Origin of the sequence: Rhizobium sp. 62_C5_N11_2 (genome assembly GCF_051811185.1) — a bacterium.
Lineage (GTDB): Bacteria > Pseudomonadota > Alphaproteobacteria > Rhizobiales > Rhizobiaceae > Rhizobium > Rhizobium leguminosarum.
This window is the reverse complement of sequence record NZ_JBPWPW010000001.1, coordinates 4783902-4808273: the sequence shown is the minus strand read 5'-3', so window position 1 is coordinate 4808273 and position 24372 is coordinate 4783902. Positions and strand designations below refer to the sequence as shown.

The window sequence follows — 24372 nt, the reverse complement described above, 5'->3', positions numbered from 1 at the left end:
AACCTTCGTCACCTGATAGCAGACAGGTAGTGTTTAAATGCTTTGCCTTTGTTCCATCTCAGAATCCTAACTCGTGTCGTGAGATCAACCTCTCCATGTCCTCTTCGCGGCCGGCAATCAGTCGACGGTTCAGATGAATGGTATCGAGGAAAGACCGCATGTCCCAGACGAAGTCCCGAAACATCTGGTAACGTTTTGCTTCGAGTCTATTGTTGCCAGCTTCTTCATACTCGTCCGTGACAATTTCCTGGCCGATGAAGGCAACCACGAACTCTTCTTCTAGCATCTGAAACTGAGATTTAATGTCCGCCAGCGCATCCCCGACGTCCCATCCTCGCTCCGTCAGAACCTCGTCGGGTTCAATCCCAGCAATGGCCAGCCTCAGCATGTCGATGCCATCGGCCTCGAAAGCCTCGGGTGCAAGGTCGCGACATGTAGGGTGTGATTTGGCCGCGGTCTTGACAATCTTCGGAAGAAAAGCGGAAAGGCGTTCCGCGAACTCGCGGAAGGTGCCGTCGGTGTCATTTTGTACGGAACGCAGCACGTCGATGAAATCATCTCCTAGTAGCGGCCCAAGTCTCTTCAAATCGGAAAGCGAGATGGCCGCCTTTCTATTCGTCGTCGTATCCTCGGTAAGTAGCTCTTCTGGAATCATAGCCGCGGTTCCGGTTTCAGCAAAAAACCTGCGCTGGTGGACTCCGGGGCGTCAAGATGCCTTGGAACCTGACCCCACCAACCGCTTCAAAAAAGGCCTCATCCTCGGGCTAGAGTAAGCCGCGACGCCCTTCTTCCGCATGCGGGCCGGTAAAGGTCGTGACCTTTGCCGCAGGCGAGAGCTGGAACGGTGGCGGATCATTCTCCACGATGATGATGAACTGAGCGTGTGACGACTGCCGTTCCAGGTATTCATAGAAATATGTGTTCAGCCGCGTTTTTGACCAGCACCTCGTCCGGTGAAAGATCGCCGTGCTTCGAAGTATGGTAACCGGTGTTCCGCTCCCACGTAGTCTTCCCGCCCTGGTCTGTCATCGCCTATCCATGGATGAGCAACGGGAGTTTCTCCATGGAGAGTACATTGGAGGTTCTCGCGACCAGGAAGTCTGGACGTGAGGTTCACCGGCAGTGGCCGGTTTAAGGAGTTGAAAACATGGAGGAGATGTAGTGAATGGTTGGTGCGCTAGGCAATCTGGCGATCATTGCAGTTCGGAAAGCGTAAAGATGAATGACGACTACTCCGACAGTTTCCATTTCCTTCATCGGTTTTGGCCGGACCTCCACGACCTAGGAAGAAAAGCTGAACAGGCTGGGTCGCATCAGCCGGATATCGCGGCTATTCGGCTTCGAGGTCTGACCGAGCAAATGGCCATCGAATTATTCGGTCATCTGGGACTTAATCGCGATCCAGCACAATCACATTTTGACAGGTTGGTCCTGCTCGAGAGCGCTGATCTGCTCGATGCCCGCATCCTTTCCAAATTTCACGCCATCCGAAAGGTTGGCAACAACGCCGCACATAACAGGAGGGTCGCGCAGGCCCAGGCTGAGTCTCTCCTGGAGGACGCTTGGTCTCTTTCGTGTTGGTTCTGTCGTTTTATGCGTCCCGACATCGAATGGCTGACGCCGGTGAGGCAGAACGCAAGCTCCGACCAGTTTGCTTCTTCTACCAAAGCGAAGGAATTGTCTGTCGAGCGCCAGCCGACAGCAGCGGGCAGACAGTCAAATGTGCTCAAGTTCCCCGAGGAGCGTGTCCGGCGTATACAGGAGCAGGTATCCCGCGCCATGGCGGAAGTTGATCCGCGAGTGCGTCAACTTCGGACGGTCATCACTCTTCGCGAGGCCTTCACTGAAACTCTATCGGATGATCAGGCAGCGTGTCTTGATGCTCTGTCGACATTTCTTGCCAGTCCAACGCACCGCATCTTCCTCCTGAAAGGCTACGCCGGTACCGGGAAGACCTTCCTAGCCGAGGGCATCACCGAGTATTTCTCGGCACAGGGGCGCGCGTTCCGTATCGCCGCGCCGACGGGCCGCGCCGCGAAGATCATCTCGGAAAAGACTGGCCGCTATGCACGAACGGTGCATAGCGAGGTCTACGACTTCGGCGACCTGAAGGAATATGCGCAGGAGAACCAAGAACTCGGGTCTGAGACGTTCAAGTTCTATGCGAGGATAGCGTCCAACCGAGATCCGGCCAACACGGTCTACATCGTGGACGAGGCGTCGCTCCTTTCGGACATCTACTCGGAAAGCGAGTTCTTCCGATCGGGCACCGGATATGTCTTGAATGACCTGATCAGCTACGTCGGCTTCGAGCACGGCGAGACTGACCGGAAGATCATCTTCGTAGGTGATCCCGCTCAGCTTCCCCCAGTAGGAATGTCCTCTTCCCCGGCTTTGGATGCAAATTACCTTCGTGCGAAATTCGGGCTGGAGGCCACCGAATACGAGTTGAAGCACGTGCTGCGGCAGAAGGCGGATAGCGCCGTCATACGCAATGTCATGCCGCTTCGCGACAGCCTGTCGAGCGGTACATTTGGGAGCCTTAGCTTCGACTTCGACGAAGATGTCCGTCGTCTTCGTTCGGACGAGGTCCTGCCGTTATACATGGCCACGCGCACTAACAGCGAAGCTCCGATCGTCATCACGCGGTCGAACAAAGAGGCTGCAGGTTTCAACCGAGCGATCAGGAGTTCATTGTTTCCCGGACGGGAGTTCGTTGCTGCCGGTGATCGGCTTATCGTCACTGCGAATGGGTTTGTGAACGGCAATTTTCTGGCAAATGGCGAGTTCGTGGACGTCGTCGATGCGGAGACCATGGTGGAGCGACGATTTGTTAGTCTCCGACGCCGTGACGAGGAGACGGGGGCGGTCGAGGTGATCGAAGTGCCGCTTGTATTCCGCGACATTCGATTGGCGGTCTCGTCGCTGGACGACGGCGAGGCGGTTCTGACAGCGAAAATTCTCGACGACCATCTCCATGATAGCGGCAGCGGGGTGGATGCAGTCCAACAGCGCGCCCTTTATGTGGACTTCCTAAAACGTCATCCGGACCTGAGGAACGGCAACGATCGAGATCGGATCAGTGACATCATACGTCAGGACCCGTACTTCAGTGCACTCCGCGTGAGGTTCGGCTACGCCGTGACCTGTCACAAGGCGCAGGGTGGTGAATGGGAAAACGTCTTTGTAAGCTGCCCGTCTGGCCAGAATCCAAGATCGGCGGATTACTTCCGCTGGCTCTACACCGCGATGACCCGCGCGAGCGGAAAGCTATATTTAATCGACCCGCCGGAAATCAGACTGAAGATCGCCGGATCCGACTGGTGGTCATCTCCCGAGGCACAGTCGACGCCGGGGAGTGAGCAGCGATCCATGGTTGCTGGACCAGCTATCGCACCGCCAGAGGCGGCGTCGGTATCGCCACAAGAAGCGTTTCGCCTTGGCGTTCTGGCGCGTGTAAGAGACCTTCTCGCGGGGACCGGGATCCAAATCGACGATGTCGCCCATCACCAATATCAAGAAGCCTTCTATCTTCGCCGCGAACTCGACACCGCACGCGTGAACATCAGCTACAACGGGAGGTTCAAGATTACTGGGGTAACGACCCAGCCGACAGTGGCTTTCAGCGAACAGATAGCGGAGAGCCTCAGGACTTTGGTAGGTCAGTCCGTCGGAGCAACCGCTGCAGTTACTGGAAACGGCGGCTCGTCCAACACGCCATTGCCGAGTCGCCCCTTTCTTGCGCAGTTTCACGACCGCTTGTTGCCTCTTCTGGAGGAACGTCAAATTCATGTCGTCGGACTGAAGGAGCAGGCGTGGAGCCAGCGCTACACGTTTTCGCGTGACGGCGATGCTGTGGTCGTCGACGTCTTCTACGACGGGCGGGATCGGTTCACGAAATGCATGCCGATCAACGTCGGCGGAAGACTGGGAGGCCCTCATAGTTCCCTGCTCCCTGAGGTGCTTCAACTCCTTACCGAACAGGTCATCCCGTGAAGCCGTCGCAGCAGGTCACCGCGCTGCGTAAGGCTGGGCAACTCGACGAAGCGTTCAAGCTCGCTGCGGAACTGGTCGCGGTCCCTGGAGCCAACGAATGGGAGCTCGGCGCGTATGGTTGGTGCCTGATCGATCTCGTGCGGCGTCATGCTGTCGACCAAGATCAAGCGTCGCTTCGCGATTATCTAGGCTTACTGACGAGGTTCGAAGTTCCGGGTGGCAATGATCTTCTGGCCGAGCACCGAGAGAGGGCGCTGTCTCTGGGGGACGCTGATCGCCGCGCAGTTTTGGCCGCTCGGAAGCTTGGCAAGGATGGACAGCACGACGCCGCCGTCAAAGCATTTTCTGCAGTAATGGCGAACGGGAGTCTTACAAAGGTCGACCAGGTCGCTTTCGGCTGGGAACTTTATCGGGTCGTCCAAGACACATTCCGGAGCGCGGGGTCGGGAGATTTGCCGACGAGCGCTATCGACGCCATTAAGAGGAACCTGAACACCTATCTCAAGCTCGGCATCTCCGAGCCAGGACTTCTGCATAGCCTTATGATGCAGCAAGCGATCCGACTATCCCATGGCGATCATCTTCGCCTCGTCGCATTCGCCCGATTATGGGGGTTGGATTTGTTTCAGTCTGACGATTTTCGCGAAACTCGGCTCGAAGACGGCAAAACTTTCCCTCCGCTTGCGGAAGCGGTCCTGCAGCGCGCGTCGAAAGAGGCTGCAAAAGGCGGGTCTCAAGCGGAAATGCACTACATTCTGCCGCACCTCGAACGAGGCTTGAGCCACTTCCCAGAAAACGCTTGGCTGAAGCTGAACATGGTAAAGGTGCTTCGGGGCCTGGAGCGGGTCGACGACGCCCGTCGCCTTGCGACGGATTTCGCTCGCAGCAAGGCAGGAGACTATTGGACATGGGAGCTGATCGGCGATCTAGAGGTCGAGCCGGAGATGCAGCTTTCGTGCTACGCCAAGGCACTGTCGTGCTCCGAGGACGACACGTTCGTTAGCAAACTTCGTCTTAAGTTCGCGTCCTTGATAAGAACGGACCACCCCGGAGAGGCGAGAGCCGAAGTCGAGCGAGTGATTGAGCACAGACGCCGCGAAGGAACCCGCGTTCCTGCGGAGGCTCAGAAGATGGCGGAGAGTGCGTGGTTCCAATCTGCAATCACAGCGGCAACGGGCCGTCAGTTCTACGAGCGCTTCAAGCACCGCGCCGAGGAATTGCTTTTCGCCCATATCCCATGGACCGACGCATCGATTGGCGATGAATTCGTAATCGAGGGTAAGGACGGGCAAAAGGACCGTGTCCGCAGGCGATTGCTCGTGAAGTCATCCCCTCTTCCTCTGGAAGTAAGCGTTCCAGCAGGGCATCCGGACGTACGACGCTGCCTGCCTGGGGCGCCCATAAAGGTTCAGATGGAGGTGTCGTCCGCCGAACCCTGGAAGGCAACAGTGCATCGCATCCATCAGCGTGACGGAACCAGCAACGACGTTGTGCCGGAACTATGTGGAGTGGTTGATCACATCAACCACGGGAAACACCTCCTTCATTTTGTGGTGGCTAAGGATATTGAAGGCACCATTTCTTTGAACGACTTCTCAGGCCCAGCGGAGATTGGACAGGCTGTAGCGGTGAGGATGACCAGCTACCGCAATCGGCAAGGCGTGCGCACTCGGGTTCTGTCAGCATCCTCGACGACACTATCGCCTGGGCCGGATGTGATGAAGCGTTTCGATGACGATCTTGAAATCCGAAATGGGCTCGGCTTTACTTCGACGGGGATCTTCATTCCAGCGGATATCATTGCGATATCAGGTTTGGCCGACGGCGACAGGGCGGAAGGTCTCGCCATCATCAATTTCGATAAAAAGCGAAACAAATGGGGCTGGAAAGCCATCAGCGCAAAATGATCTCATCGACCACGATTTTGGTCTAAATGGTATCCAACGCCTCGCCAGAGACTGAAGCAACCATTTTAGTCGAACCGAGGCGATAGCCTCATTCAAGTTGTCAATACGCCTCTTCAGTCCGAGGCCTTCGCGGTTTCTCTGCCGGGTCTGGTCGATCTCTTCGTACGACTTCCTGGCCTGCAGTTCCGCTGGTCGAGCGTTCGCGATGCCTAAGTCGGCTTGCCTGAGGAGTTCCTCCTTTTCGGCGGCGCGCGATCAAGCCCTCACGCTCCGCGCTTAGAGATCCCATGATATGTTTCAGGTCAGCGCTTTCTGCGCGGATCTTTGCCATCTCGGCGACCACAGCCTTTTGCGACATGTCGACGGTTTCCAGTCCGTGAACCTCGTGCTGATGTTCGGGATCCGCACCACGAACTGGACAGGCGCGCCGGGTGCCTGCCATGAGTGCCACCGCGCCTTCTTCACGCGCCTCCGTGACGCACTGGAGCGCGCATTGGCTGAAGACGCCCAGCAAATCTCCGGTTTCCAAGCTACTTGGGCTCGACGTAGTTTCAGAGAAAATATCTGGGTAAACCTACACCACTCGCCTTTGGTCGCCCTTCACCAAATCGTCCAGAAATTCCGACACCGGATCGACGCCGGTTATCAGCAAATGGTCACGGGCGCGCGTGCAGGCGACGTAAAGCAGATGACGCTCGGTATCGTACACTTCCTCAAGGTCGGCATCGTCGGCAACGCTCTCGATCCGTTCTTGAAGAGGAATGACTTCATCGTCGCAAGCCATGACAACGACGGATCTGAATTCCAGGCCCTTGGCGAAGTGCATCGTGCTGATGGCGATGGCGCCGTCTTCAACCTCAATCTTGTCGTTGAGTTCAATGGACCGCGCTCCGGCGATCTTCAGCGCAGCCCTTGCCCGTTTGAGCTCGGCATCGGAACGCACGAAGACGCCGATTTCGTGAGGCTGGCATCCTTTGCGCAGCCGTTCCGCGATCCATGTTCCGACGGCTTCGGCTTCCTTGGCGGTATCAGTGCACACCGTCACCAGTGGTGACGGCCCGTCGAACATCGAAACGGTTCCGCGCCGTCCTTCGGCATTACCATCGACATCGGAAACCGTAGACGGGAGGAGGCGATCCGCGTGCAGGCGGATTTGGTGCGAGGTGCGGTAGTTTATCCGAAGCGTGAAGGATCGCCCGCGCACATCCAGCCCGAGCGCCTTCCATGAGAAGGGCTGCTGGAAGATACGCTGGCCTAGATCGCCCGTGAAAAACAGCCCATCGGGCTCGCCGCTCGCGAGCACACCGAGGAATCGCGCTTCGGCGACACCGAGATCCTGGCACTCATCGACAACTGCGTGGTCGTAGGGCCGCTGCTTGTCCGTCGCCAGTTGATCGGCAAGCCGGCCGAAAACCTCGGGCCATGTCACGGTCTTGCGCTCGGCCAAACCAGCGCGAACGCGCTCGAAGATTGTCCAGAGAATTTCGCGCTGCTTGCCGCCGATACGGGTTTTTCGGCCCAGCCTCGAAACATCGCGGTAGGCTTCCCATGATTTCAACTGCCAGGCGTCGGCGACTTCGGTCCATTCCCCGAACAGGAAATGCGACGAGAATTTATGGCCTTCGACTTCAGCCGCCGCCTTGGCGAGCAAGGTCTTGATCAGCGCGGGCGCCGCGATCTGGGGTTGGCCAAAACGCGCCGCATAGAGGTCGTAGCCGACGGCGGTAATCGCTTTAACGGTGATGCGTGCGGCGATCTCCGGCTCGCTTGCAACGAGGCTGGCGAGTTTCATACGCAATGAATTGGCCAGCGGCTTGGAGAACGTTGTCAACAGCACCCGCGCTTGGCGGTGAACGCGCGCGAGATGAACCGCGCGATGAAGGGCCACTATGGTCTTGCCGGTTCCCGCCGAACCGGAAATTCGCGCCGGGCCGGAAAACTCGTGCTCGACCAGCGCCCTTTGCGCCGGATGTAGGAATACCGTCCATTTGTCCCAAGGGTAGTCCAACGCCTGCCGCAACTCGTCGACATTGGTCAGCACGCGGAAACGGCGCTGGGCGTCGGGGTGCGCGAAGGGATCGGCGTCGACCGGCGCGGGCTCGGGTGGTTCGGGCTTCTCGCCGACCGCCAGCTTCAGCAGTGCTTCCTGCGCCTCTTGCGGCAGATGTGTGATGATATCAAACAGCGTGTCCTCGGTTGCCTTGCGAACGTCATCGACCCATTCCTCGGGCACGCCGAAAGCCATCAACTCGTATTTCCGCAGATTGTCGAACAGGCTCACGCTCGCCTTCACCACGGGCGCGGCTACAACAGGCGCTGCGACTTCCTTCGTCCTGAATATCTCGACCTCTTCGATGCGCTCGCGCACCTCGACCAATTGCATGGCACCCGTCGTCGGATGCCGCTCGATCTTGCGGCGCTCGGCCCACTTGTAGGCGGCGTCATGGTGATCGACATAGGCCAGTAGCAAGCTCGCCGACGTGCGGTGAACAATTAGGCGGATGTCGGCGTTGACGCGCACCGACCAGAAATTCGTATCCTTGGCGTGATCCAGCTTGTGGAATGAGAGGCCCGGTGCAGAAGGGTTCATCTGCAAATCAAACGCCGTCGTCTTGGCTGACTTTTGCTCTTGCGCCGTGAGCCGTCCTAAGCTAGCCGTAAAAGTATCGGCAATCCTAAATTCGTTCCCCATAATGGCTCCTGGTACAAAAATCTTGCCCGGCTTAGCTGTACTTCACCATCCATGAGGACGCAGCCTTGGACAACGCTCCCGCCTTCAAAAGACCGATAGGGTCAGGAAGGCGCCTTAAATTTGGCATGCTTTCGACGCCGGTAATTCGATATATTTCATACTGAGACCCCAGTTCGTCTGCTCGACGCCACTCGTTGTCTGAGATCTCGAATTGCTTCGATTTCGAGACGGTTGTCTTGACCTCAATGAATTTTGGACTTCCGTCTTCGTTAAAAGATTCAATATCGTATCCCTCGTATGGGTGGGTCTGGCTAACCCAAACAATCTGGTTAGCCAAGTCGTGAAGGCCGGCCCGCTTGAGACGTTTGCGTTCATAATCCAACGCCCATCGCTCTCCTTTAAGTCCGATTTCGTCGCATCGCCTCTTGATTTCGAGTAGTTCCTCACGTGTCAACTTTAGTTTTCGGATGGCCGCGGTGTCACCGCTTATCATCGCTTCAACTGCTTGCTGATCGACAACCGCGGCCTTGGATAAAGAAGGCGGCCCGAGGATAACTATATCGTTTCCGTGAAACGCACCCTTCTCCAACTTCAAGTTCGCTGGCTTCTTCACGACAACATTTCCAGAGAACTTACCGCGTCCACTGTAAGATCCAGCGTGGATGGCATCGCGATTAAAGATATACTCGGCGATGCTGTTAGGATTGAAGAAAGCGGCGAATTCGAGGGAAATGATGTTCGATTCCATGGGTAGAATATGAATGCCAGATGTGGGAACGTTCGCAAATCCCGCGCTCGGCAAGAAGGTCGAGGCATTGTGCGTGGCCCCACCGTAGTCTAAGCGACGTCCATCGATCCCCACCCAAGTCTCTCTTTCTCGGTCAAACGCTATAACGACATCCTCAAAGAGAGGCGATCGCATCAGCGTCCCATTGTAAGTCCTTGTTATCTCGACCCGCTTCTCGTGCGGACGATTTCTGCTGGATGACGTAACTGTATATGCAAAGAGACGAATACGCTTGTCCTCGGCACCGCCTTCAAGAACGAAAGCCTGGCCGTTTCTCGGGAGAACAGTCTCGTCCGGAGCGCTGCGTATTCTCCACCCTGTATTCAATAACCCACTGATAGCCAACGGCAGTCGACTTTGCCCATGAAACCTCACCCGCCTTTGCATGACGCCCCCAATCATTGAACTTCTCGCGAGACGCCTTTTTGTTAGGACACCGCAAAGACCTTCATCACTTCGTCACCGAGATGATTGATTACCTTTACAGCGACGCGACCCGACGACGGACGGCGGAATGGACGTGATGTATCGCTATTGAGACTTTCCCACGCCTCTTCGTCTATTTCGGCTTTCAGAGTGGCCTTGAGAGACTTGTAGGGATCATTCGCGCCAAGAAAGTAAGCGTGCCTGACGAAAAAACTCTCTTCATTATAGTCGGTATCGAGCATCCAAAGCGCGATGCCCTCGGTACCTTCTGATAGGACTTCGCCGGTCTGCGGCTTGAAGACGTCGACGCCGAAAACGCGTACTCGTATCATCTCGTCATCGACTTCCTCGATCTTGATGTCGGGCTCACCGAAGATGACAAAGAGGTTGCCTGCGCCCGTAGCCTTAAGGTCAGAGCCCATATGCAAGTCTGGGTTCATGCGAGCTTTCAGGACGGGCAGACGGCCCAACTTATCAAACTCTGCGGAGTGGGCGTCGTAATTGAAGGCGCAGGTAATCAGCAAATCGAACCCCGCATCCCCCGCCTCGCGCGCAGCGGCCACGAGGTCTGGACGCGATACAGTGCCGAATTCGGGTCCGATGAAGATGCCCGCGCGTTTCGGTTGGTCCCCCTCCATAATTGCGCCTTCGGCGCAGACATAGTTGCCGGGCCAGCCTACCAGGCTGTGGAATGTGATCCGGTCCTCCTTGTGCGCTTGTTGGACACCAGCGGCTTTCAAGTTTTCGAGGATCATATGGGCGAAGTCAGCTATTGCATCACTACGCTCCGCAACCTTGCGCTTTCCCTCGGCAGCTTCGAGCAAATCAACCAGCTCATCATTCCAGTCGACCGCGAGTGTGCGGTGTGGCGAGAGACTTTCAACGGTGAACGGTCCAGCAACACGAACCCGATCTTTATGTGAGTATGGCCTGTCGTAAAGATACTCATAATCCGCTTTGGCTGCGATCGATGCGTCGATCTCCCGTTGCATATCAGAACGTGCTTGGCACCACTTTTCATGGAATGCTCGTGCATCATCCGGCCAATCGGAGGAGGCGGCACGGGGTACTTCCCACTCTTCCATAACCTTGCCGATTGAGGCATTCATTCTCTGACGCAGTGGCTCAAGCACCGCCTGCGCCTTTTCCCAGATGACATCAATTTCAGCATTATTGGCGATCGATTTGAGCGTGATGTGAGGCACGCGCTCGTAAACAAACCCGTGGCGAATGTCACCGCGCGTCTGCGTGGTCTTAGGCGGTATCCGGGCAATTTCGCCCTCTTTGCGCTGGCCCTCCGGGCTGTCAGCCAGAAGATAATATGGGTATCGAGCGCCCATCATACGTGATCTGGCCAGTGCGATAGCGACCCGGCTTGTGTCAATTGTAATCCAGCGCCGGCCCCACTGTTCGGCCACATAGGCCGTAGTGCCAGAACCACATGTCGGGTCCAATACCAGGTCACCGGGGTCAGTTGTCATTAGAATGCAACGTTGGACGATGTCTGTATTAGTCTGAACCACGTAAACTGGCGAGGTTTGGCCCAGAAACCCGTCCCAGAGGTTGCCAATCGCGGTAAGGCTGCTTTCATCCAAATATCTGAGATGTCTAAGAGAGTTACCAATTACGATAATGCGACCAGTCTTTAGCGCTCTTTGAAGTTGTTCCTTCGTGGTTCCCCACCACCGTTTTCCAGAATCAAAGCTTCTTCCTCGATACCAGATGTCGTACTTAGCACCCGGTCCCGGTTTGCTCAGTGATACGTCTTGGCCGAGCCGGGCGCCCTCTGGCAGCGCCTCACCCCGCTTCTCCCATTCCGCGGTTCTTAACCGTTCTCCGTTTGGCAAGATGACCCACGGAAAGTTTGGATCATTTCGCTCACCTTTCAGGGTAAAGAGCTGTCGATATTTTATTTTCGCGTTTGCGCTGCGGCTGTACCAGAGAATGTAATCCAAACGAGCCGGCATGCGGTCGCTAGCGGACAATCCGATTGCACCCTTTGTGAAGGCAATCATTGCCACAGAAGCGTCGGCCCCGAATACTTCATCCATCAGAGCTCTAGCCAGGTGAACGTTCTCGTCGCCGATCTGCAAGAAAATTGAACCGCTCTCGGATAAGAGATCCCGTGCAACAGTCAGTCTGTCCCTCAAGTAGGTCAGATAGGAGTGAATTCCGTCACGCCATGTATCGCGAAAGGCGCGTACTTGTTCTGGCTCGCGGGTCAGTTGGTCTTTCGCACCGTCCTTGACATCGCGCGAGGTGGTGCTCCACTGGAAATTCGAATTGAATTTAATGCCATAAGGTGGATCGAAGTAGATGCACTGCACCTTGCCGCGCAGTCCCTCGCGCTCCGCTAGGCTCGCCATTGCAGAGAGGCTGTCACCGGAAATCATTCGATTCGACCAGTGTTGATCATGTTGGTAGAATTCGGTCGCGGACTCACTGTCCTTAAGGCCATTGAAATCCGCGAAGAGATCGAGCGTTGGCGGCGTGGTCTCATCAACGCGCTTCTTCGCTTCGCGTTCTAAATCGTCAATAATAGCCTTCGGGTGCACTTTCTCCTGGATGTATAGCGGAGGCGCCGCGACAACTAGATCCGACCAGTCCTGCTCGTCCTTGCCGCGCCAAACGAGCTGCGGATCCAGGTCGCGGTTGCGCCGATCATAGGCAAGTTGAATTGGTGTCTTTTCCTCATCGCGCATCAAGCTTTCATACTCCGCCGTTGGAATATTGCGGCGCGTGGCGGCATCATGCTTCAGCGCGGTGACCTCGATTGGTCTCTTCGCCATCACGCGGCCTCCATCTGATTGTCAGTCGCGGCCAAGTCCATATCCTCTTCGGCAACGTCTTCGCCTTCTTCGGTTGCCGCGCCGGCTTTGACGATCTGATGCCCGGTCGCCTTCGAAATCAGCGCGAGAAGGCGGAGCTCGCGGTCCTCCATGAAGTCGGCAAACCGGTCAGCGCGCAGCAGCGCGGGATCAATGGCGTGCGACGAAAGATAGCGATCGAGCGCCACGGGTTCGATCCGGGGCGCGTCCTTGCCGCCGGTTTCAAGCTTTTCAAGATATTTCGATGGCGCCGCGCCGCTGAGGATTCGATTGGTGCGATAGCCGAGCGGCGTCTTGTTGATGATCGTATCGAAAACCTTCACGTCGATATCCTGCTTCTTGCACCAGTCTTGTGGGAAGATGTGGTGAATATCGACGCTCTCGTCGAAGAAGATCGTCTGACCGAAGGATTGGCCTGAGCGGAAATCGATCGCGCCTTCGCCCATCAGCAGGGCGTGAATGCCCTTGTAGGCGGCGGACTGCCGGGTGCGCATGGATTTCAGGCGTTCGGCGCGGAATATGCCGTCGCGAACCGTGGCCGGCTCGGCGCCGCCATCGATCCAGAGCGGGACTTCGAGTATATCCTTTGCGAACCGGGACTCGATCGCCGAGCCGTAGAGTTCGCCGAAAATACCGCACCAATACCAGCGCGCCAGCTTTTCCTTGACTGTGGCGTGATTCCATTTGTCGCCGATCTTCGCCAGAATGGCGGCGAAGGGAACGAGCTGGCCTTGGTAGGGCAGATCGATGACGCGATAGACGTGATGTTGCCGGAGGAACTTCGCGGCCGTCTTGAACCCTTCCTCAACCAGCTCGCGGTATTGCTTGTACGCCGACAGCGGCAATTCCAGCAGTGATTGCCGCGTAGCCCGAACCGCTGAGAGCTCGCTATCTTTCTTGCCGCTGGCGACTTCGTCTTCCCTAATCTTGCTGGTGTGCAGGAGGGAGATGGCCTGCAAGACATCGGTGCTCGCGACCTTTTCGAGCACACCGAACTTCTGATCGGCGGCGCGCCCAAACATCTGGAGGCGATGATGCAGGCCAGGCTTTCCATCGGCGCCGAGCCAATCGTCCCGCAAGCGGAACCCCTGTGCTGCATACATCGCGGTCACAAGCTCGAACGCATCAAGTGGTTTGCCGCCGGTGTTCACCTTCTCGAACACGAGGCAGACAGCGGCGTGGGATGTATCCGGCCCCAGAGCGATGACAGGAACTTGGTAGCCCTTGAAGTTCTGGAGGACTTCGTCCTTGAACGGCTTGAAGAGTTTGCGAGTCTCAGGATTTTTCTCCAGCCAATATTCGTTGAAGCCGTCTTGCCATTCGTCCCAGTCGAACGCGCGATTCAGCGGGAACATGAGGTTCTCGTACTCGAGCTCCGGAGTCGAAAGATCGAGGTCAATCTTGCGGTCGAAATCAGATTTGACCTGGCGATCCTCGGGAACGCCGACGATCGCCTCTTCCCGATCGGCATCGGGGCGAAGCGCGGCGCGGATGTCGATATAGAACCAGCGCTTCACGAGCTTCAGCCGCGGTGTGATGGTCTGAACGACTTCCCGCCGCATGCAGGTTTGGTAGAGCGAAGTCATGCGCTGCTGGCCGTCCAACAGAAGTTGGTCGGGTGCCTGGGCTATGGCATCCGCCGGCGCGCCTTGTACGGGTCGACGGGCAAAAGTGTCGGCCGCGCCCGCTTTCATTTCGAGCGTCATCAAGGCGCCGACCGGGAAGGCCTGAGAGATCGACGCGATAAGGCTCTTGATCCGGTCTTCGTCCCAAACCCAGCTTCTCTGGAAGTCAGGAAGCTGAATCTTCCCGCTGCCGCAATGGCGAAGGAGTTCTTCGAGGCTAATCGGATTAGTCTTGAAAGCGGTCTGTTTCATCTGGTCCGTCCCATTTTACGCCGCCACGTTCGATGCGCCGGCAGCGCAAAGCGATTCGATCAGCTTGTTGAACTCCGCCTCGATCTCGTAGACGGCTGTGAATTCGGCAAAGGCCCAGCGGCCGAACTTGCCCAAGTTGTTCACACCCGGCACCCAATAGGCACGCATGGTGTTGGCCTTTTCCTTGGCGTCCTCGCCGCGGAAGCCCTTGATCTCGACGATCAGGTTCAGCGGCTCTGCGTTGCCGTCGTTCACCTGCACCACGAAATCGGGGATGTATTTGCGCGGCGCCGAACCCATCAAATACGGCACTTCGAGGCCGAGGTTTTGGTTCTTTACATAGGCACGCACCTGCGGATGCGCCTCAGCAACCCGGCAGAATTCCGCTTCCCAATCGCTGTCGCAGACCACCCAGTTGACATGACTTTTCGGCGGCGGGCCGCTCGTCTGCCAGCGCGTTTCCTTCGAGGTTGTGAAATTCACATCGGCACTCGAACCGATCGGGTTATACGCGTCAAGAATCGCTTTAACGGGGTTCTCGCCGACAAGGCTCAGCGTGATCGCAGCCTTGATCCGCTCAGCCGCCATATCGGCGATCTCCTTGTAGATCAACTGAGCGGGATAGGTGCCGCCCGTGCATTTGAGATATCCGCCTTCGAGCCACTGGCGCGTGATCCGCTTCAACTGGCCGAACAAGTGCAGCTTCGGTTCCTCACCGGGGTCGCGGTACTTGTTGTAGAGCAGGTGCCGCGCCAGATGAAACAGGATCGTCGAAGATCTCATGTCTTCCAGATGCGCGATCGTCAGATCGACACCTTCGCCGATGATCCCCTGGTTCTTTGTCACCGACGGGCCGACGAGTTGTGGTGTGAGGTTGAGGATATGGTCAGGGCCGAACGCGGCCTCCAACCGCTCATCGGGCAATTCAACGCGATAGCCTTCAACACGCGGGAAGACAATTTCCAGAGCATCGCGATCCGGTTTGACTGCGTGGACGCGCACCGTTTCGCGCGGCTTCGCCGGCGGCGAAACGACTGGTTTTGCAGTGAAGTCGAACGGTATGCCGAGGACGTCGGCATACTCGACGTTGAACAGCCCTTCATCGTTCAAGTCGTATGACTGGCGACGCAGGCCGCGGCCGACGACCTGCTCGCAGAGAAGCTGGGTCCCGAAGGCGCGGACACCCAGGATATGGGTGACGGTGTTTGCGTCCCAGCCTTCCGTGAGCATCGAGACCGACACGACGCAACGGATCTGCTCACCAAGCTTCCCTTCTTTTCCGACCGTATTCATGACTTCGCGTAGCAGCGTGGCTTCGTCTATGGTGTCGCCGGCGTGAATGTCGCCGGTGCGCTCGATCATCTCGCGGCGGAACCGTTCGATCTCGTCGGCGGCCATTTCGCGGAAGTCCTTGTCGAGCGCTTCGCCGGATTCGAGCTGTGCGCTGTCGATCAGGATTGTATTCGGGCGGGCGATGCGATTGCCGAAATCATCATAGTTTCGGAACAGCGCCAGGCGCCCGTTCTCGAGCGTGGTCGATCCGTCGTCGTTATCGCGATGGAAGCCAGAGACGTATTTGTAGATGAGTTCCGATGTTGATGTGTTGTTGCATACGACGATGAACACCGGCGGAACGCCGATCCCCTCGTTCTCCCAAAGCTCGAATGTTTTGGCGTAATGGCCATAAAGAGCTTCGAGCGCCGTCAATAGTTCAGCGGGCAAGCTCAAAGGATCAAGGGACTTGCCAGATGCGCCACGCCCCTTCTTCGGCAGTTTCTTGCCGATATGATCCCAGAGGTTTCTGAACTTTGGTGTATCGCCTCCTGGCACGTTGTCGGCGACGGGCACGCGCGGCAGCTTCACAATGCCGCATTCGATCGCATCCATCAGCGAGAAGTCGCTCATCGTCCAGGGGAACAACGTGCCCTCGATGTAGCCCGATCCGCGCAGGAAGAACGGCGTCGCGGAAAGGTCATAGACGAGCGCTAGGCCAAGCTTCCGTTTGACGGCTTCAAGGCCGGAAATCCACATCCGTGCGGCCTCATTGTTTTCCTTCGCCTCGTCCTTCTCTTCGCCCTTCAAGTCCTCTTCGGTTTCGCCTGCAGCATCCTTCACGCGCTCGCGATAGCAGTGGTGCGCCTCGTCGTTCAGCACAACGATGTTTTTCATACCCATCAGTTCTGGCATGACGCGCTGAAGCATCTGGCCTTCGGTTTCGAGGGTTTGAAGCTTTTCGCCGCGCCATCCCTCGATCGCCATCCGGGTGCCCTTGGCAACCTCCATGCGTTCGCGCTGCTTGAAGGCGTGATAATTGGTGATGACGATCTTGGCGCGGTCGATATCCGCCAACATGTCCGGCGGCACGATCTCCCGGTGCTTGTAATAGCTCTCAGGATCGTTGGGGATCAGGACGCGCAGACGATCGCGAATGGTGATGCCCGGCGCGACAATCAAGAAGCCGCGCGAGAATTGTTTGCTGTTTGGGTGCCGCACGGCGTTGACCGTTTGCCACGCGATCAGCATCGCCATTACTGTGGTCTTGCCCGCGCCGGTAGCGAGCTTCAACGCCAGGCGAAGCAACTCGGGATTGGCCTGCTCGTTGCCGCCCTTGACGTGCGCCCAGAACTTCGCGACCCGAGCGCCAAGCTTCGGCGCGACCTCGACAAGCCAGATCGCCGTCTCCACCGCCTCGATCTGACAGAAGAACGGGCGGATGCCCTCAAACTGGTGGTGTCGCCAATGCGTCAACAGGCGAGCCGTTTCAGGGGTGACGAGCCACTGATCCGGGTTTGGAAGATTGCGCCAGATTTCGACGTAGGTCCGAATCTCGTTGATGATCGGAGTCGGGTTGTATTCTTGTTCCTCAGTCGAAAGGTCATCGTCGCCGCCGAGGATCAACGAACCCTGCTTCTGATTCTGCCGGCGCATCTTCGGCTTCGGGACAGGAGTGATCAGGTCCGAACGTCGGCGCGTCTCAATAATCTGGTTGGTCGGCTGCCCATCTTCATCGAGCTCCCAATGGCGGCCCGGAAAAGCGTAAGGCGAATTCAGGATCGGCTTCTCGAAGAATTGTTCGCTCATACACACCATCTTTCGTGGCTTCTATTTCCGTTGCCACCTGTTGCACCACGACAGATCAATTTAATTCAGACGTCTCGAACGCTCGTGCGCCTGCATCTTTCAAATGGCAAGTCAAACGGGCTGTGTCATTGAAGGGACTGCTCGACCACGTTAAAGGATTCGCGGCCACCAGGAACTGCAAAATGGGAGGGAGCCATGCCGCCCGTAGCTGGTCAACAGATTAAAAATCACCAAACCTCGAAAATTGTCACCTTTCCAACATTTGCAACCGTAGGTGCTCCTGCATAACAAAATGGTCTGATCTTTTAAACAAGATTCGAGACTGGATTTGCGGAGAATGATGAGCAAAGCTCGAACACAAAAGTCCAAGCATCCTGTGTCGACGAGCCACTGGTAGCGAATCTCCTTTGCACGGCGCCGTGGCTGCAGTTCAGCAATCCGGGTCAAGGTTCCGGGTAGGTTTGCCGACTACTATCAGATGTTCTGGGCTCTTCAGGCTCGGGTAGAGCTGGATCCGCACAACGAGCGATCCGGCTGCGGGGCCATCAGAAACTCCCCCCACAGACACTTGCATCGTATGGGCCGGATGCTCCTCGAATGGACTCTGGCCGGGCACATCCCCCACATACCGCTCGAGGTCGTCAGATCGCTTCAGGATGATGTCTTTGAGATAAGGCTCGAACGACCCGACACCGTAACGAGCAGTGGCAACGGCGTGAGCAGTCTTCGCGAGCGAGCGAAGGTAGTTGTTCTTGTTCACGTCGGCGACCTTCATCGCGACGAGCGTGGCGCCTGTTTCCTCACCGACCTCTTTGCAGAAGCGCATGACGACGTCCATTTCCACGAACGACCACGGCTTGCTGGGCGAATTTATGCGCCCCTGGAGGATGGTAGGTGGCGGCGACTGCCAAAGCGCGAAGACGACAGGAAGCTCAGCGATCGGGATGCTCTTGGTGACGAGATCGCGCAAGATCCTCCCGGAGGCATCCACCTCCATAAACTTAACGTCCGCGTGGGTCGGGCGATCCTTCTTTCGGGTTCGTGAAGGCGCTTGCACTTGGATGCGGAATATCCCTAGCTGCCGTCGCAACACATCCTGCTCGTAGCTCGTGATGATGCCCTGGCAAGATAGGCAGCAGGAGTTTTCTAGGATCATTGTGTTCGCGGCGAGTGCATACGGAATGACGTGCTCGTCAGTCAGTCCTTCGGTCGTCTCCATGCAGTAGATGCAAATTCCCGGAGACGGCACTCTCGTAACCGTCGGCTTGTCCAGATCGAATTCCAGCAGTTCCATGTGATCTCTTGTGGCTGCCTTACTCATCGGCAGGTGGCCATTCCCCCGGAAGACCTAATAGATCGGCGAGCCAGCTTCCTTCTATGTGACCATAGCCTTCCTCGTTGTCAACGTTACCGAAGCCAGCTAGCGGTAGCAGGTCACTTGAAACGGGGTTAATTGCAAATGGATTATAGGCGATGATTGGCTGCCAGCGGTCGTCGCGCAGCTTCCAAAGGTTGGGCTCGGGCAAGATCGCCACGGCGCTCACATTTCGATTCCGTGGAGCTCCGTGCCGGCCCCAGAAGCCATCGTCGCCTCGATCGTCGAACGTTTCGAAGGACCCATCTGCCAGCTTTTTGAATACCACGTGCCGAGTCCCGAACAGACCGTCGATGAGAGTGTCCTCCACGTGATCGCCCACAGGTATCGAATTCTTGCAGTCGGCAACGACGATGACATAGGGCACGTTCTCGATCCGGTATTTTCTCGCCTTATTGCGAAGCGCCAGTCGAAGGTCGACTTGTGGTGAAACCTCGCGGACGCCGGCCATGGCCGCGCCAATCTTACGCTCATACTGCTTGTCCTTCCTGAAGCCTCCAAGAAGCGTCAGATCGATTCGCCAGTCTTGCGCCTCAAATATGCGTCGGGGCATCTGCGTAGAATCTTCGCCGCACGCCTCTTGAGCCCACTGCTCCACCTCGGTTTTCAACTTGTTTAGACTTGGAGATCCGGCCCCGTGAACATCCACCTCGTAGCCAAGCAGCCAGCCGGCCGGAAGATCGACAGTTTCAAGAGCGTTATAGATTTCTGCTTCTCGATGATCCCTTGCCACAATCTTCTGGTCAGGACCGAACGACGTCACTTCGACATAAGCCAGGACGTCTCCTTGGTGGTTCCGCACAAGGAAGTCCGGGCGATGCGTCGGATGAGGGCATTCGGGATGAATCTCGACCAAATGACCCAAGCGGGTCAACGCCAAAAAGATCACGATCTCGGCAAGGGTCTGCTCGTACTGCGCGTTGGTACCGATTTTCATCCGGCTGATGACTTCTGCCTGTTCCGCGTCTGGGAACTCGCTGATCCATCCGTTCACCAAGTCACGATAGATGTCGAACGACGCACGTCCGGCGGTGTCGTAGAAATCATAACTCTTCTCGCCTGGCCGCATTGGCGAAGTTCGTGTGCGTTTCTTCGTGTCGAAAAGGGCCATTGATTTAAATTCTTAGTGCCGAGGTTCAGCAATCTTGAAGAACTGCGTGTAGGCGTCCTCGAGTTCATCCTCGGCCTGCCAGGCGGGCGCCTTTCCCTCGAAGTGAAGCAAGGTGAGCTCGAAATCGTACCGATCCGTCCGCATGCACATCTCGATCGCAGGCTCGGGGAACCAGACGCCGGCGGCCTGAGGGATACCTGTCACCGAATCCTCTCCGAATTCCTTCCGGACCGCCATTGAGGCGGCTGGCAGCTCGAAAATCTCGTTTTTCGTCCGGATGAACCTACCAGACTTGAACGCCGCATCGCTCGACTTGGCCCAGAGCGCGAATCCATCGACTGATGCGATCGCGATCGCCCGCGTCTTAGTATATTCCAGCCATCTGAGCGTGGCCGCTGTCAACGACACCCCATATCTCTCGGTGGCTTCGCCCAGGCGATCGAGGCCCGCCAGGTTGTCGGACGGGATGAATTTTCGGAAATCGTCGAGCGGCATCAGGAGCGTGGCCGCAAACTCGTTCGCCTCCTTCTCGATGTTCCGACCGACGCCGTGTTCAACGGCGTCCTTTGAGCAGTAGAAGCCGCCATCGAAATTGGGATCGTCGTCGACAAGATTTCGATGAAGCACGAAATGCCCCAGCTCATGCGCAATAGTGTAGGCTCGTCGGCCTGCACTCTGTTTCCGATTGTACATGATCGCCCAGCGCCGCGGCTTGCTTTCGCCGGGAACCAGTGCACCCTCGCAGTCTGGAAGATCATCGGCGACGATCCTCTCTATATGGCTGCTCGGTTCAATTTGCTTGGTGTATTCGAGGGCGAGTTCGGCGACGTTAACAGGACCCCGTTCGAACCGGTCAGCGCCGAGGACTGTATTCAGCATAAGAGAGATGTTGTTTGCGGCGCTACGGGGCGACTTAGTCATCGTCAGCCTTTCCTCCCATAAGCTTTGCCATAGCTCGAATCTTTTTCCGGGTGCCTTCCGACATCTGGCTGTATTCCCGGAAGAATGCCTTGTCCTCGGCGTCGGCCAGCGTGACTTCTTCGCGTCCAATCAGATAATCGGTCGTGACTCCAAGGACTGCGGCAATGTCTGCGAGCTTTTCTGCACTGGGGCGCGGAGGATCCTTGTTCTCCAACTCCCATATGTAACTCTTCGAAGAGGCAGTTGCGGTTGCGAGCTGATCGAGCGTCAACCCCTTCGCCGTGCGTAGCTCCTTGATTCTTTTGCCGAATGTTGGTTGTGCCATGATGGGACCGTTCTTGGTTTTTGTTGTTCGGTGTAGAAGTATCCTACGGCCCTTGACTCTGGAAGGCAACGCTCCCATCTTGTTCGGAGTAGCGATACTTTAACTTAAGTTAGAGTGAACAAAAGGGAGCCAGCATGCGTGTGAACATTGTGAAGTCGAAGAAACCTCCAAAGGAAATCGAACATGAACATGAGTGCCTTCACTGGGATTGATCCGTTTCTCGATCCGGCCGACCGGATCCTGGCGCAGATCGCGTTCAACATTCAGCTTCCGCCTTCGCTGCACGGCAAAGCGATCAGCCGCTACGAAGCCGTACGTCGCCATCTCGAGGCGACCACTTTCTTCAGCGACGGCATCGAGCATTTCTACCCCCAGGGATCCATGGCCATCGATGCCACGATCTCGACGCGGGGAACCGACGACGAATACGACATCGACATCATCGCCCAGCTTGCCGCACGGTACCGCCGGCTCGGTCCGCTCGGGGTGCTTTTGACACTCGAGGCTGCCCTGAGCGACTACCCGGTCGAGAAGGTCATCCGGCAGACGCGCTGCGTCACTCTCATCTACGCCGACAAGATGCATCTCGACGTCAGCGCCGCCTTTCGGGAAGGTGGTACCCCCGAGCGACGCAGCCAGATCATGCATGCGAAGGGACCGAATCCTTCTGCCGACGACTGCGAGGTGCCGAGCAATGCATATGGCTTTGCCGAGCACTACAAGGAACGGACGCCTGTCGAAACCGCTGTCACTGAAGCCTTCAGGCGCAAGTGGGAAGTCTACGACAGGATTCGCGCCGACGCGGAAGTTGATGAGGTTCCCGATCAGACACCCTTCGTCGTCAAGAACACGGCGACGCTCGCGCTGCAGCTCGTGAAGCGCCACAGGAACATCACCTACGACCGCAAGCGCCGTACCGGCAGGATGGCACCCTCCGTGCTGCTCGCCCATTACGCAGCATGCTCCGCCGTGCCTAACAGAACGTTGACCGACGCACTGATTACTCTGTGCAATCTTCTCATCGTCGACATCCGTAGGGCAACTTCGCTTGGAAGGACTCTTGTCGTCGTGAATCCCACCTGGGATCAGGACGAGTTCACCGATCGCTGGCCCGAATCCATCGCGCAGCAGGAAGAATTTGCAGGCGATCTCGTCGAGTTAGTGACGGCGGTCGATCAAGTCCGCTCCGGCAAGCTGGATCCTATCGACGTTCCCAAGCGGCTTCGCCAGCTCTTCGGCGACTATGTCGTGACCGAGGCGATCCGGAAGCTTGCCCAGGACAACGGCGACGCCGTCCGGGGCGCAACGCAGAGCTATACGAAAACGGGCGGAATCCTGCTGCCGGCTTCCGCAGTAGCCACGCCAGCGCTGGCGTCACCGAAGACGGCGTCGCCAATCAGCGCCAGCAGGCACGACTTCTTCGGGGACCCGGTTTGATGTCGTTCCTTCCGTACACCATCGAGGAGCAGGCCGCCGCCATGAGCGCGGCGTGGCCCTTGTTCGCACAGCGTCGTTTCCGCGCTGAAGCCATCATCTGGCGCGGCATGCTGAAGCCGCATAGCCGGCCCTACGAAGTCGAGATCGCATACAGCATGGACATGGTGCTCGACGGCCCCGAGGTAAGAGTGCTTTCTCCAGGCCTGACGCGCCTTCCGGGCAATCCGGAAGGATCGATACCCCACGTCTATAACCGCGACAACGATCCAGTGCTCTGCCTGTTTGACCCTGCTCGAGAGCAGTGGAGCGGCTGGCGGCTGGTGTCCGAAACGACCGTGCCTTGGGCGATCGACTGGCTGGCTTGTTACGAATTCTGGCTTATGACGGGCGTCTGGGACGGTGGCGGCCGCCATCCTCCCTCGAATGGACGCCGCATTAACGTTGAGAACCGCCCATGACCTATAATCCTCCGCGGCGTTCGGACGGAACGATCGAGCACACCCGAATCAAGCAACCGTGGCCGAAGGACCGGCCTTTCCGCATTCTGTCGCTCGACGGCGGGGGCATCAGGGGACTGTTCGGCGCCTCATATCTGGCCGAGATCGAGCGAAAGTATCTGGGCGGCGAATCCATCGCGGATCATTTCGACATGGTCGCGGGAACCTCCACAGGAGGGATTATCGCGCTCGGCCTTGCATCCGGGAAAACCGCAGCCGAAATATCGAAGATCTACACCGAGAGGGGAGAGTTCATCTTTCCGGAGCCCGGTTTCGTGATGGGTCCCTGGCACTGGCTGAAGTCTCTCTTCCGTCCCAAGCACCGTGGCACGAACCTGCGCGATGAACTGCTTCGCGTATTCGATCAGGAGGTCTTGGGCGCCGCGACCTGCCGCGCTGTCATCCCGTGCTTCGAAGGGAAGTACGGGGAACCCTTCATCTATAAGACGCCGCATCATCCCGACTACAAGATGGACCGACACAAGGCATTCGTGGACGTTGCGCTCCATACGGCAGCCGCGCCGTCGTATCTTTCCGCCGTCGACAGTCACGGGTATCTGATGCTCGATGGTGGGATCTGGGCCAACAATCCGATCATGAACGCCCTGGTCGATGTGCTCGCGTGCTACGACGTACCTCGCGAGAACATTCGTATCCTATCGATCGGAACGGGCGATGAGACGGTAAAGCTGGCGAAGCAGCACCTTGAGGGAGGCAAGCTGGCCTGGGGGGTCTCGCGGAAGGTCCCGCTGCTGTTTCGGCTCGCGTGCCGCGCACAGAGCAAGAATGCACTTGGCCAGGCCTATCTGCTCGTCGGAAAGCCCAACGTCCTGCGAGTTGATCTCGACGAACGTGAGCAACATATGGATCTCGATGACGTACGGCGCGCCAAGCAGGAACTTCCAAATTTTGCGCGTGCGCAGGCGGAGGCGAACGGTCTACTCGTCAGGCAGATGTTCCTCGATACGCGCGCAGATCCATATGTAGCCTGCGCCGCATAGAGCGACTAAACTAGCGGCAGCGCGAGTGACCTGGACACTTATGCCGCTGCTAGCTCGGGTCACCTTCGTAGGGGCGTTCTGGGATGGAACTCCTGGCATATGGGCTTCATC

At 57.3% G+C, this 24372-nt stretch carries 15 protein-coding genes; 5 read left to right on the top strand and 10 right to left on the bottom strand.

From position 1 onward, the window contains the following. Positions 1 to 58: 58 nt before the first annotated feature. Entirely contained in the window at positions 59 to 655 is a 597-nt protein-coding gene (locus AB8B31_RS23475) for a hypothetical protein (protein WP_130827903.1), read from the bottom strand. Between the two features lie 563 nt (positions 656 to 1218). Between AB8B31_RS23475 and AB8B31_RS23470 the strand changes: the two genes are divergently transcribed. Together AB8B31_RS23470 and AB8B31_RS23465 are read left to right on the top strand one after the other, a co-directional pair. Continuing rightward, positions 1219 to 3996, top strand: a complete 2778-nt coding sequence (locus AB8B31_RS23470; RefSeq protein ID WP_130827902.1) for an ATP-dependent DNA helicase — start codon at positions 1219 to 1221, stop codon at positions 3994 to 3996. Next, on the top strand, positions 3993 to 5903 hold the full coding sequence (locus AB8B31_RS23465; protein ID WP_130827901.1) for a DUF7017 domain-containing protein: 1911 nt from the start codon (positions 3993 to 3995) through the stop codon (positions 5901 to 5903). Before AB8B31_RS23470 ends, AB8B31_RS23465 begins: the two co-directional genes overlap by 4 nt. Positions 5904 to 6477: 574 nt before the next feature. On the opposite strand, the gene AB8B31_RS23460 is transcribed toward AB8B31_RS23465, so the two are convergent. The 9 genes from AB8B31_RS23460 to AB8B31_RS23420 all read right to left on the bottom strand — a co-directional run bounded on the left by AB8B31_RS23460 (position 6478) and on the right by AB8B31_RS23420 (position 21326). Further along, positions 6478 to 8493 carry a 3'-5' exonuclease gene (locus AB8B31_RS23460; protein WP_439007518.1) on the bottom strand — a complete coding sequence of 672 codons (2016 nt, stop codon included), beginning with the start codon at positions 8491 to 8493 and terminating at the stop codon, positions 6478 to 6480. A gap of 133 nt (positions 8494 to 8626) precedes the next feature. Continuing rightward, positions 8627 to 9784 (bottom strand): DUF3883 domain-containing protein, encoded by a 1158-nt coding sequence (locus AB8B31_RS23455; RefSeq protein ID WP_130827899.1) that lies wholly within the window; start codon positions 9782 to 9784, stop codon positions 8627 to 8629. Positions 9785 to 9810: 26 nt separating this feature from the next. After that, a complete protein-coding gene (locus AB8B31_RS23450; protein ID WP_130827898.1) occupies positions 9811 to 12597 on the bottom strand; it encodes a site-specific DNA-methyltransferase in 2787 nt (928 codons plus the stop codon). Beyond that, positions 12597 to 14513: a DUF262 domain-containing protein gene (locus tag AB8B31_RS23445; RefSeq protein WP_130827897.1), complete on the bottom strand. Its 1917-nt coding sequence runs from the start codon at positions 14511 to 14513 to the stop codon at positions 12597 to 12599. The genes AB8B31_RS23450 and AB8B31_RS23445 overlap by 1 nt, the downstream gene beginning before the upstream one ends. 15 nt (positions 14514 to 14528) lie before the next feature. Beyond that, positions 14529 to 17594: a BPTD_3080 family restriction endonuclease gene (locus tag AB8B31_RS23440; RefSeq protein ID WP_130827896.1), complete on the bottom strand. Its 3066-nt coding sequence runs from the start codon at positions 17592 to 17594 to the stop codon at positions 14529 to 14531. Positions 17595 to 18024: 430 nt separating this feature from the next. Beyond that, positions 18025 to 18888 (bottom strand): hypothetical protein, encoded by an 864-nt coding sequence (locus tag AB8B31_RS23435; protein WP_130827895.1) that lies wholly within the window; start codon positions 18886 to 18888, stop codon positions 18025 to 18027. 19 nt (positions 18889 to 18907) lie between these two features. Further along, entirely contained in the window at positions 18908 to 20080 is a 1173-nt protein-coding gene (locus AB8B31_RS23430; protein ID WP_130827894.1) for a hypothetical protein, read from the bottom strand. A gap of 12 nt (positions 20081 to 20092) precedes the next feature. Continuing rightward, positions 20093 to 21001 (bottom strand): ImmA/IrrE family metallo-endopeptidase, encoded by a 909-nt coding sequence (locus AB8B31_RS23425; protein ID WP_130827893.1) that lies wholly within the window; start codon positions 20999 to 21001, stop codon positions 20093 to 20095. Continuing rightward, a complete protein-coding gene (locus tag AB8B31_RS23420; RefSeq protein ID WP_027690970.1) occupies positions 20994 to 21326 on the bottom strand; it encodes a helix-turn-helix domain-containing protein in 333 nt (110 codons plus the stop codon). The genes AB8B31_RS23425 and AB8B31_RS23420 overlap by 8 nt, the downstream gene beginning before the upstream one ends. A gap of 183 nt (positions 21327 to 21509) precedes the next feature. On the opposite strand from AB8B31_RS23420, the gene AB8B31_RS23415 reads away from it, so the two are divergent. From AB8B31_RS23415 to AB8B31_RS23405, 3 genes are read left to right on the top strand one after another with little or no spacing between them, the layout of a single operon-like run. After that, a complete protein-coding gene (locus AB8B31_RS23415; protein WP_222148815.1) occupies positions 21510 to 22763 on the top strand; it encodes a nucleotidyltransferase domain-containing protein in 1254 nt (417 codons plus the stop codon). Next, complete coding sequence (locus AB8B31_RS23410) at positions 22763 to 23221, top strand: hypothetical protein (RefSeq protein WP_027690968.1); 459 nt, start codon at positions 22763 to 22765, stop codon at positions 23219 to 23221. Before AB8B31_RS23415 ends, AB8B31_RS23410 begins: the two co-directional genes overlap by 1 nt. Continuing rightward, a complete protein-coding gene (locus tag AB8B31_RS23405) occupies positions 23218 to 24261 on the top strand; it encodes a CBASS cGAMP-activated phospholipase (protein WP_222148816.1) in 1044 nt (347 codons plus the stop codon). Before AB8B31_RS23410 ends, AB8B31_RS23405 begins: the two co-directional genes overlap by 4 nt. Positions 24262 to 24372 lie beyond the last annotated feature (111 nt).

What these genes read in the sequence shown, in the direction of transcription:
- AB8B31_RS23475 (WP_130827903.1), bottom strand. Translation starts at nt 655, where the DNA reads ATGATTCCAGAAGAGCTACTTACCGAGGATACGACGACGAATAGAAAG.
- AB8B31_RS23470 (WP_130827902.1), top strand. Translation starts at nt 1,219, where the DNA reads ATGAATGACGACTACTCCGACAGTTTCCATTTCCTTCATCGGTTTTGG.
- AB8B31_RS23460 (WP_439007518.1), bottom strand. Translation starts at nt 8,493, where the DNA reads ATGAACCCTTCTGCACCGGGCCTCTCATTCCACAAGCTGGATCACGCC.
- AB8B31_RS23455 (WP_130827899.1), bottom strand. Translation starts at nt 9,784, where the DNA reads ATGATTGGGGGCGTCATGCAAAGGCGGGTGAGGTTTCATGGGCAAAGT.
- AB8B31_RS23450 (WP_130827898.1), bottom strand. Translation starts at nt 12,597, where the DNA reads ATGGCGAAGAGACCAATCGAGGTCACCGCGCTGAAGCATGATGCCGCC.
- AB8B31_RS23445 (WP_130827897.1), bottom strand. Translation starts at nt 14,513, where the DNA reads ATGAAACAGACCGCTTTCAAGACTAATCCGATTAGCCTCGAAGAACTC.
- AB8B31_RS23440 (WP_130827896.1), bottom strand. Translation starts at nt 17,594, where the DNA reads ATGAGCGAACAATTCTTCGAGAAGCCGATCCTGAATTCGCCTTACGCT.
- AB8B31_RS23435 (WP_130827895.1), bottom strand. Translation starts at nt 18,888, where the DNA reads ATGGAACTGCTGGAATTCGATCTGGACAAGCCGACGGTTACGAGAGTG.
- AB8B31_RS23430 (WP_130827894.1), bottom strand. Translation starts at nt 20,080, where the DNA reads ATGGCCCTTTTCGACACGAAGAAACGCACACGAACTTCGCCAATGCGG.
- AB8B31_RS23425 (WP_130827893.1), bottom strand. Translation starts at nt 21,001, where the DNA reads ATGACTAAGTCGCCCCGTAGCGCCGCAAACAACATCTCTCTTATGCTG.
- AB8B31_RS23420 (WP_027690970.1), bottom strand. Translation starts at nt 21,326, where the DNA reads ATGGCACAACCAACATTCGGCAAAAGAATCAAGGAGCTACGCACGGCG.
- AB8B31_RS23415 (WP_222148815.1), top strand. Translation starts at nt 21,510, where the DNA reads ATGAACATGAGTGCCTTCACTGGGATTGATCCGTTTCTCGATCCGGCC.
- AB8B31_RS23410 (WP_027690968.1), top strand. Translation starts at nt 22,763, where the DNA reads ATGTCGTTCCTTCCGTACACCATCGAGGAGCAGGCCGCCGCCATGAGC.
- AB8B31_RS23405 (WP_222148816.1), top strand. Translation starts at nt 23,218, where the DNA reads ATGACCTATAATCCTCCGCGGCGTTCGGACGGAACGATCGAGCACACC.